The organism is Bradyrhizobium hereditatis, assembly GCF_020329435.1.
Lineage (GTDB): Bacteria > Pseudomonadota > Alphaproteobacteria > Rhizobiales > Xanthobacteraceae > Bradyrhizobium > Bradyrhizobium hereditatis.
In genome coordinates this window covers 87213-95676 of sequence record NZ_JAGKJK010000023.1, presented here as the reverse complement: position 1 = coordinate 95676, position 8464 = coordinate 87213, and the positions used below count along the sequence as shown (strand labels likewise).

Below are 8464 nucleotides of genomic sequence, written 5' to 3'. Positions count from 1 at the left end.
ACGGAGGCCAGAGGAATTCGGCTCCGGGGAGATCGCGGCATAAGCCGTCAAACCATTGCGCAGGGAATGCCGGAGTGCTTCGGCTGTACCTGTATGCTCGTGTGCGTTTTGCTTTGCGCATATTGCACACGAGACCGCGGGTGCAGCGTGCACCCGGCATTCCCTGCTCCCTCTCGTTGGGGAGACAAGTTTTCTTGGCAAAGCTCGGACGCAAGTCGCGTCGCGAGAACGCCGGCACACATTCACCTGTCATCGTCCGCGAAGGCGGACGATCCAGTATTCCAGAGGCAGCAGTGATTGAACCGATGAGCCGCGGCGTACTGGATCCCCCGCATGCGCGGGGGATGACGATCGAGTGTTGGGTTGCTGTTGCCGCGTCATTGCGAGCCAACGGGGCGCGCATTCGCGCGACCCGTTGGCTCGCAATGACGGGGATCCGTCCGCACGCTGTTTGAAATTGAATCGAGCGGCGGCCTACCCCGGCGGCGTCACCGCAACCTGCGCGCAGTCGCGGCGGCCCATCAGGACGCAGTCCTGGGTCTTGCGGAGATCGGCGATGCTCACGGCAAGCCAGATGCCGATCGCGGTCAGCGCCACCGTAAAGGCAAAGGCTGCGACATTGGCGAGCATACGATGACGGAAATCATCACCCTCGTCGTGCGGCTGCTCGTAGCGGGACAGATCGTTGGCCGCAGGCGTGGTCCCGGACGACGTTTTGGCAGTTGTCGTCTTGTCAGTTGTTCTGGCCCGACCGGACTCTTCTCGCTTTGTGGGCGGATGGGCAGAGGTGCGCGGCCGAAACTTGAGCACAACGTGCTCATCATCAGAGATAATGGGCCGCTCGGTTTTCACTGCTACCGGTCCGCGAGAATTCCTGCGCCATTCTTAGCACGGCGGCGGCACTTTCGACATGAAATGTTTCGGCGTGGCAGCCATCCATCGCCGCAATGTCTGCTGGAACCTGCCGTCGTCGATCAGAGGACGGCCGCCTTCCAGGCGATCGCGGCATGGCTGCGTGCGGACCGTTCGAGGGAACGCACCATCACGGCATAGTGAATCAGTGGGGCAAATTTTGCCGGTTAGAGCATGAAGATTGACGTAGAGGGGGCAAGCCATGGCCAATACGCGCGACCCAATCCTCAAACCGATCCCGATCCTGTCATTGCGTCCGACCCAGATGACGGTCGGCATGCGGGAGGTGAATGAAAAGCGCAAGCGCTGGCGGGAGCATAAGTCCGACAAGAAACGTGCCGAACTGCTCGGCAAGCACATGATCCCCGTCGTGCTTGGCCCGGACGAGCACCATTACGTCGTCGACCATCATCATCTGGCGCGTGCGTTGCATGATGAGGGCGTCGAGCATGTCCTGGTGACCGTCATCGGCGATCTCACCATGATCGAACGCGACGCGTTCTGGACCGTGATGGATCACAAGCGATGGGCCTATCCGTACGACGCCAAAGGCGAGCGCCGGCACTACAGGGATCTTCCGAAATCGGTGTCCGGGCTTGAGGATGATCCGTTCCGCAGCCTTGCCGGGGAATTGCGCCGCGTCGGCGGTTTTGCAAAGGACGTCACCCCGTTCAGCGAATTCCTGTGGGCGGATTTCCTGCGCCGGAAAATCTCCCGCAAAAGCGTGGAGGAGGATTTCTCCAGAGCAATGGAGCAGGCGCTCGACTGTGCGAAGAGCAAGGACGCGGTTTATCTGCCGGGGTGGTGCGGACCGGATTAGATGACGGTGCTACGTCAGTTGATTGTCCGACGAAGCGGCGGGAGGAGGTTGCAGCGGGGGCTCGTCCTCGCCGCCAAGCTTCTTGTGCAGCCAGCCTTCCGTTCGGCCGCCAATGATCAGGATCGCGAAGGTGATGATCAATGCGACGGTGACCAGTCGCCATTGTCCGAGGCCGCAGACAATTCCAATGCAGGCCGCCAGCCAAGTGCAGGCGGCGCTGGTGAGCCCGCGAACCCTGAAATGCCTTCCCGCGTGGACAATGACGCCGGCGCCAAGGAAACCGATCCCGGTCAGGATTCCCTGCACCACCCGGCTGCCGGCATCCGACACGATCCTGGTTTCGTCGGAATGGACCGGCACCAGCATCATGGCCGTCGCAAGGCTAACCAGCCCCAGCGTCTTCAGCCCGATCGGCTTGCCGTGCAGATCGCGGTTGAGACCGATCAGGGCGCCGGCCAGCGTGGCGACACCGAGACGCAGTATGATTTCGGTCCAATCCAGCAACGCGACAGCCTCCCGGCCGGTTCAACCTTGCTTGGGCAGCCGGCCCATCATGTAGAACTCGTCGTTCGGGCGCATCGCGGTGACATTGGCGAGCCGGTTCGACAGCGCGAAAAAGGCCGCGATCGCCGTGATGTCCCAGATGTCGTCATCGGAAAAGCCGTGGCCGGCCATGTCAGCCAGATCGGCTTCCGAGACCTCATTCGCCGCTTGGCTGACCTTCATGGCGAAGTCGAGCATGGCGCGCTGCCGCGGCGTGATGTCGGCCTTGCGGTAGTTGACAGCGATCTGATCGGCGATCTGCGGGTTCTTGGCCCGGATGCGCAGGATCGCGCCATGGGCGATCACGCAGTATTGGCACTGGTTGGCGGCCGACGTCGCCACCACGATCATCTCGCGCTCGGCCTTGGTCAGGCCGCCGTCCTTCTCCATCAGCGCGTCGTGATAGGCAAAGAAGGCGCGAAACTCGTCAGGCCGGTAAGCCAAAGTCAGAAAGACGTTCGGCACGAAGCCGGATTTTTCCTGCACCGCGAGAATCCGGGTGCGGATATCCTCCGGCAGCTTGTCGATGGCGGGCGGCTGAAATCGGCTGATGGCAGGCTTGGTCATGAAAGGGTTCCGGCTAAAGGCCGCGTGGCGGCGTTGCCGAAACCATACATCCTATTATGGCGAAGTGGGTACCGGCTCGCGCGAAGAATTTGTGCGAACCCGTGCCGCCTTAGCGCAGCGGCTTCTTCAAGAGCGAGAAGCGGTCGGGATCGAGTCCCATCGAGGGCTGCAGCATCGGCGCCTCCACCGGAGTCATGATGCGGGCGGTGGGTCGATCGCCGCCGATCGAGGGATCGTTCGGCACGTCACGGTTGGACGTGGCGCCGCGCCAGCGGTCCAGCACGGCGGAAACGAAATGCATGTCATGGCCGGCCGCGACCGACGGCACGGATGCGATGGTAGCTTCGCTGCGGGGCAGTTGGTGAACCGGAACCTCCTTGAAGCGCAGGCGCGTCGGCAGCGCCACCCCTTCGCCGAAGGCCAGCACCTCGCGGGTGCCGAGCGAAGGCACGAACGACAACAGGTTGGCGGCAGCGTCTGAGACCGCCGAACGCAACAACGCCTGGTCGCGGTCGTTGGCAAGGCGCATTGCAAACAGCGTGTTGCACTGGGAAATGATGGTGGCGTCGAGTTCGGCCGGACGCTGGGTGACGAGGCCGAGAAAGACACCGTATTTGCGGCCCTCCTTGGCGATGCGCGATACCGCCTTGCGGGTCGGGCCGAAACCGATATTGCGGTCGGCCGAGGCATAGCGGTGCGCTTCCTCGCAGACGAACAGCAATGGCGAGACGCCGTCACTCCACAGGCCGAAATCGAACGCCATGCGGCACAGCACCGACACCACGGAATCGACGACTTCTGCGGGGAATCCGGCGAGTTGCATGATGGTCATCGGCCGGCCGTTGGCCGGCAGGCGGAACAGATGGCTGATGACTTCCGCCATCGTGTCGCCGCCGACATTGGCGTTGTCGAACATGAAGGCGTAGCGCGGATCGTTGCGCACGGTCTCGATGCGCGAAATCAGCTTGTGATAAATGATGCGCGAGGAGCGGTTCTCCAGCTTGCCCATCCGCTCGTCGATCAGCGAGATGAGATCGACCAGCCGGTACGGCACCGGCGTATCCACCGTGTAGCCGCCGGCCTTCGGGTCGATGCGCTTGAGCCCGAGCCGGTCAGAGTTCTGATACTGCGTATAGATGCCCTTCGCCATCGGGATGATTTCGGCGAGAATATCAAGTTCCTCGGGCACGCCGGGCCGGCCGCCAAACAGCACGTCGACGATCTCTTCGAAATTGAACAGCCAGAACGGCAGTTTCAGGTTACGCGGGTTGAGCACCAGCGCGCGGTCGCCGAAACAGCGGCCATATTCGTTGTGGACGTCGAGCAGGAAAACCCGCAGGTTCGGCCGCGCCTTCAGAATCTCGTTGAGCAGCAGCGATACGCTGGTCGATTTGCCGACGCCGGTGGAACCGAGCACCGCGAAGTGCTTGGACAGCATTTCCTCGACGTCGACATAGGCGATGACGGAACGGTCCTGCTGCAGATTGCCGACATTGATCTGATCCGAACCGCTCGGCGCATAGACGGTGCGCAGGTCCTGGGCGGTGATGAGGTCGACGGCGTCGCCGATGGTCGGATAGTTGGTCACGCCGCGCTGAAACTTCGGGCGGTCCCCGCCGAAAATCTCGCCGAGCAGGTCGACCGAAGCGGTCGCGATGTATTCATCGGAGCTCGGCAGTTCCTCGCAAGACACCTCGGTGATCATCGCAACAATCGTGGTGGTCGTCCCACAGCGGATACTGATGAAGCGGCCAACGGTGGCGCGCAGTTCGGAGGCGGGCATCTTCTGGCCCGCTGCCAGAAGTCCGACTCGGGCGAGAGAGCCGCGCACGGAAATCACACGTCCGAAGGATGTCACGGTGTTGAACCTGGATCTCATGAATTGGGGTCTGACCCCTATTATGGGCAGCCGCGGTTAGCGAAACGGTTAAACAGACGAGTTTTCGTATCAGCTAAATCCGTGGCATCTCGGTCAGGATTCATTTTTGCAGCGGAGTGCCGCCACGGTCGCCCAATGCGAGTCGCACTGGAAAATAAAGGCTTTCTTGCATTTCCCGCGGCGCGCGCCGCCGCTGCGGAATTAATCGTTCGTTTACCACTTCGGACGAGAGGCGCGGTCCGTGCCCCCTGTCCCGATAACTTCTTGATTTGGGATTGCGGATCGGAGCTGGCGCGCGTGCGAGGTAACCGATTTCTAACTGCAAGTTGTAACGCGTCCTCCATCAGTGCTGCGCAACAATGCCGCGGAGCACACGATTTGCGATCTGAGTTCCATTGCACGGGCTCCCGCCGCATTCCGAGGGCATGTCGGGTGAGCAACGAGGGCGGTCAGCAAATATCAGGCGGTTCGGCCGGTTTCGCGCTGGGAAGCGGAACGGTCAAACTCCTTGTGGTGTGCGCCATCGTGCTCGCGGCTGTGATTGCGGCCGATCCGGCGGCGTGGAGTGTTCGCGAACGCGTGCTGCTTGCGCTTGTCACCGTTCTTTCCGTGATCGCCGGTCTCCTGGTGAGGCGCGACCGGTTGACCGATCAACGGCTGGCGGCGGAGCGGAGCCAGCTCTCGATTGCGGTGAACAATATCCCGCAAGGCCTTGTTCTCTATGATGCGTCCGCGCGGATCATAATCTGCAACCAGCCTTATCTCGACATGTTCGGCCTGTCGCCTGAGGTGGCCAAGCCCGGCTGCACCATGCAGCGCCTGATCGCTCATCGGAAGGAAACCGGTTCCTTCGACGGCGATGTCGATGAATTCTGCAACGCGATCATCAAGACGGTGTCACTTGGTAAAGCCACGCGTCAGCTCACAGAGGCGCCGGGCGGGCGGGCGATCGAGATCATCAACCGGCCGCTGAAGAGCGGAGGTTGGGTCGCCACGATTGAAGACATCACCGAGCGCACGCGGGCCGACGAGAAGATCGCGCATCTAGCGCATTTCGACGGTTTGACGGACCTGCCGAACCGGATTCTGTTTCGCGCGCGGCTCGAACAGGCGCTCGAAGCGATTCAGGCGGGTGAGCAACTGGCGGTGCTCTATATCGACATCGACGAGTTCAAGAGCGTCAACGATGCACTGGGCCATCCGATCGGCGATGAGCTGCTCAAGTGCGTCGCCGACCGCTTGCGCGGCTGCCTTAAGGATAGCGATGTAGCGGCGCGACTCGGCGGCGACGAGTTCGCCGTGATTCAAATGGCTATCGAGCATCGCGCGGAAACCACTCGGCTCGTTGACGAGATCCATTGTGCGATTCGGCAGCCCTTTGAATGCGCGGGCCATCTGATCACGACCGATGCCAGCATCGGAATCGCGCTTGCGCCCGGCGATGGGATGAACCTCGACCAGTTATTGAGGAATGCGGACCTCGCGCTCTACGGCGCCAAGGGCGACGGCCGGCGGACCCACCGCTTCTTCGAGGTCGGCATGGATCAGCGCGCCAAGGCGCGGCGAAGCCTGGAGCTCGAGCTGCGCCAGGCGATCAGCGACGGCAGCCTCGAGACCTACTATCAGCCCGTGGTCAACATCGAGGACGGCAAGATCAGTTCGTGCGAAGCGCTGTTGCGATGGCGGCACCGTGAGCGCGGCATGATCTCGCCGGCGGAATTCATCCCGATCGCGGAAGATTCCGGCCTCATCAATGAACTCGGCCAATGGGTGCTCAATGCGGCTTGCGCCGAGGCCGTCAACTGGCCGGATCATGTCCGCGTCGCGGTCAACGTTTCGCCGGTCCAGTTCAGAAGCCAGTCGCTGGCGTTGAATGTGGCGGCGGCGCTGGCCGCGTCCGGCCTGCCTGCCGGCAGGCTCGAACTCGAGATCACCGAGGCCGTGCTCATTCGCGACGACGCGGCGCTGGACGCGCTGCATCAATTGCGCAAGCTCGGCGTCCGGATCGCGCTCGACGATTTTGGTACCGGTTATTCCTCGCTAAGCTACCTGCACCGATTTCCGTTCGACAAGATCAAGATCGATCGCTCCTTCATTCGGGATATCGCAGGTCCCGGCGCATCCTTATCCATCGTCCAGGCGGTGGTGAACATCGCGGCCGCCAGCGACATGACGACGACGGCGGAGGGCGTCGAGACCGAGCAGCAGAAGAATCTCCTGTACATCCTCGGCTGCACGGAGATGCAAGGCTATCTGTTCAGCCCCGCGATACCGGCCGCGGAGGTGCGGCGGCTGTTGCTAACGCATAGCGGCATGGCGATGTCCGCTGCTTGAAACGCCGGGCACGGCTTGCTATCGACGGAGCAGGCAAAAACAAGAAAACAGGGCAGGGTGGACCGCGATGAATCGCGAGAACGCATCTTGAGCGAGCCCGCGCGACCTTCCGCGCTCGCACCATTCCAGGTCAGGAACTATCGATTTCAGTGGCCCGCCGATCTGCTCACCTCATGGGCGTTCGAGATGGAACTGATCATTCTTGGCTGGTATGTGCTGGTCGAGACCGGCTCAGTGGTGCTGCTCACGCTGTTTGCCTCCCTTGGCTATATCGGTACGCTGGTTGCGCCGATGTTCGGGGTTGTCGGCGACCGCATTGGCCACCGCGATCTCTTAGGCATGATGCGAGCGACTTACGCCGTGCTCGCCGGCGTACTGATGACGCTGGCGCTGTCGGGCCAGCTTGCACCGGTCTACGTCTTCATCGTCGCGGCCGTGATGGGTGTCGTCCGGCCATCGGACCTCGGCGTGCGCGGCGCGCTTGTTGCGACCATCATGCCGCAAGGCCAACTGGTCGGGGCGATCAGCATCTCACGCACGACGATGGATACCGCGCGCATCGCCGGCGCGCTGAGTGGCGCAGGCCTGTTTGCCTCGCTCGGCATGGGGCCGGCCTATGTGGCGATCGTCTGTCTCTATGTTATCGCGACCGCGCTGACGCTGTGCATCGTGACGCCGGCAAAGCCGAATGCGGCGGGTGAAGCAGCCGGCGAGGCGCTGCAACGCTCGCCGCTACGCGATCTCAAGGAGGGCGTTGCTTATGTCTGGACCACGCCGCGGATGCAGGCCGCGCTCTGGGTGGCGTTCCTCGCCAACCTGACCGCCTATCCGCTCTCCAACGGCCTGTTGCCCTACATCGCCAAAACGATCTACGGCACCAATCAGACCGGGCTTGGCTATCTGTCGGCGAGCTTTGCGATCGGCTCGCTGGCCGGGTCGATCGTATTGAGCCTGATCCGCGATATCAGGGTGGCGCGGCTGATGATCGCCTCGACCGTTGTCTGGTACGTGACTTTGCTGGTATTCGCGCAGATGCAGACCGTGCCGACCGCCATCATGTGCCTGGTGGTGGCGGGCTTCTCGCAGAGCCTTGCCATGATCTCGATCGCCGTCATCCTGATGCGGACCGCGAGCGAAAATTTCCGCGGCCGCGTGATGGGCGTGCGCATGATGGTGATCTACGGCCTGCCGATCGGCCTGCTGGCCGCCGGCAGCCTGATCGACGAGATCGGATTTGCGGCGACCGGAACGCTCTATGCCGCGGCCGGTCTCGCGTTGATGATGGCGATCGTGCTGCACTGGCGCGCCGATCTCTGGCACGTACACGCGCCGGCGAACGCGCGATAGACGATCGCCAGTCGATCACGGTCCTGCGGCCGGAACTTCCGATTGCGGGTGCGATTGCTCCA

6 protein-coding genes and 1 pseudogene are annotated in these 8464 nt (G+C 62.4%); 3 read left to right on the top strand and 4 right to left on the bottom strand.

The window, feature by feature from the left end:
* Nucleotides 1-474: 474 nt before the first annotated feature.
* Entirely contained in the window at nt 475-852 is a 378-nt protein-coding gene (locus J6524_RS33840; protein WP_225678237.1) for a hypothetical protein, read from the bottom strand.
* 262 nt (nt 853-1114) lie between these two features.
* On the opposite strand from J6524_RS33840, the gene J6524_RS33835 reads away from it, so the two are divergent.
* A complete protein-coding gene (locus J6524_RS33835) occupies nt 1115-1732 on the top strand; it encodes a ParB-like protein (protein ID WP_225678236.1) in 618 nt (205 codons plus the stop codon).
* 9 nt (nt 1733-1741) lie between these two features.
* Here the strand turns inward: J6524_RS33835 and J6524_RS33830 are convergent, their stop codons facing one another.
* The 3 genes from J6524_RS33830 to J6524_RS33820 all read right to left on the bottom strand — a co-directional run bounded on the left by J6524_RS33830 (nt 1742) and on the right by J6524_RS33820 (nt 4721).
* Nucleotides 1742-2236: an MgtC/SapB family protein gene (locus J6524_RS33830; protein WP_225678235.1), complete on the bottom strand. Its 495-nt coding sequence runs from the start codon at nt 2234-2236 to the stop codon at nt 1742-1744.
* A gap of 21 nt (nt 2237-2257) precedes the next feature.
* The gene (locus J6524_RS33825) at nt 2258-2842 is read right to left on the bottom strand and encodes a peroxidase-related enzyme (protein WP_225678234.1); all 585 of its coding nucleotides are present in this window, start codon (nt 2840-2842) and stop codon (nt 2258-2260) included.
* Nucleotides 2843-2951: 109 nt separating this feature from the next.
* Nucleotides 2952-4721, bottom strand: a complete 1770-nt coding sequence (locus J6524_RS33820) for an ATP-binding protein (RefSeq protein ID WP_225678233.1) — start codon at nt 4719-4721, stop codon at nt 2952-2954.
* 564 nt (nt 4722-5285) lie between these two features.
* Between J6524_RS33820 and J6524_RS33815 the strand changes: the two are divergent.
* Together J6524_RS33815 and J6524_RS33810 are read left to right on the top strand one after the other, a co-directional pair.
* Nucleotides 5286-7055 (top strand): annotated as a pseudogene (locus J6524_RS33815) (putative bifunctional diguanylate cyclase/phosphodiesterase); the annotation flags it as partial.
* An 87-nt stretch (nt 7056-7142) separates the two neighbouring features.
* Nucleotides 7143-8402, top strand: a complete 1260-nt coding sequence (locus tag J6524_RS33810; RefSeq protein ID WP_225678232.1) for an MFS transporter — start codon at nt 7143-7145, stop codon at nt 8400-8402.
* Nucleotides 8403-8464: the final 62 nt, after the last annotated feature.

Bases quoted from the DNA above. Each gene is read 5' to 3' on its own strand.
- J6524_RS33835 (WP_225678236.1), top strand. From the start codon at position 1,115: ATGGCCAATACGCGCGACCCAATCCTCAAACCGATCCCGATCCTGTCA.
- J6524_RS33825 (WP_225678234.1), bottom strand. From the start codon at position 2,842: ATGACCAAGCCTGCCATCAGCCGATTTCAGCCGCCCGCCATCGACAAG.
- J6524_RS33820 (WP_225678233.1), bottom strand. From the start codon at position 4,721: ATGAGATCCAGGTTCAACACCGTGACATCCTTCGGACGTGTGATTTCC.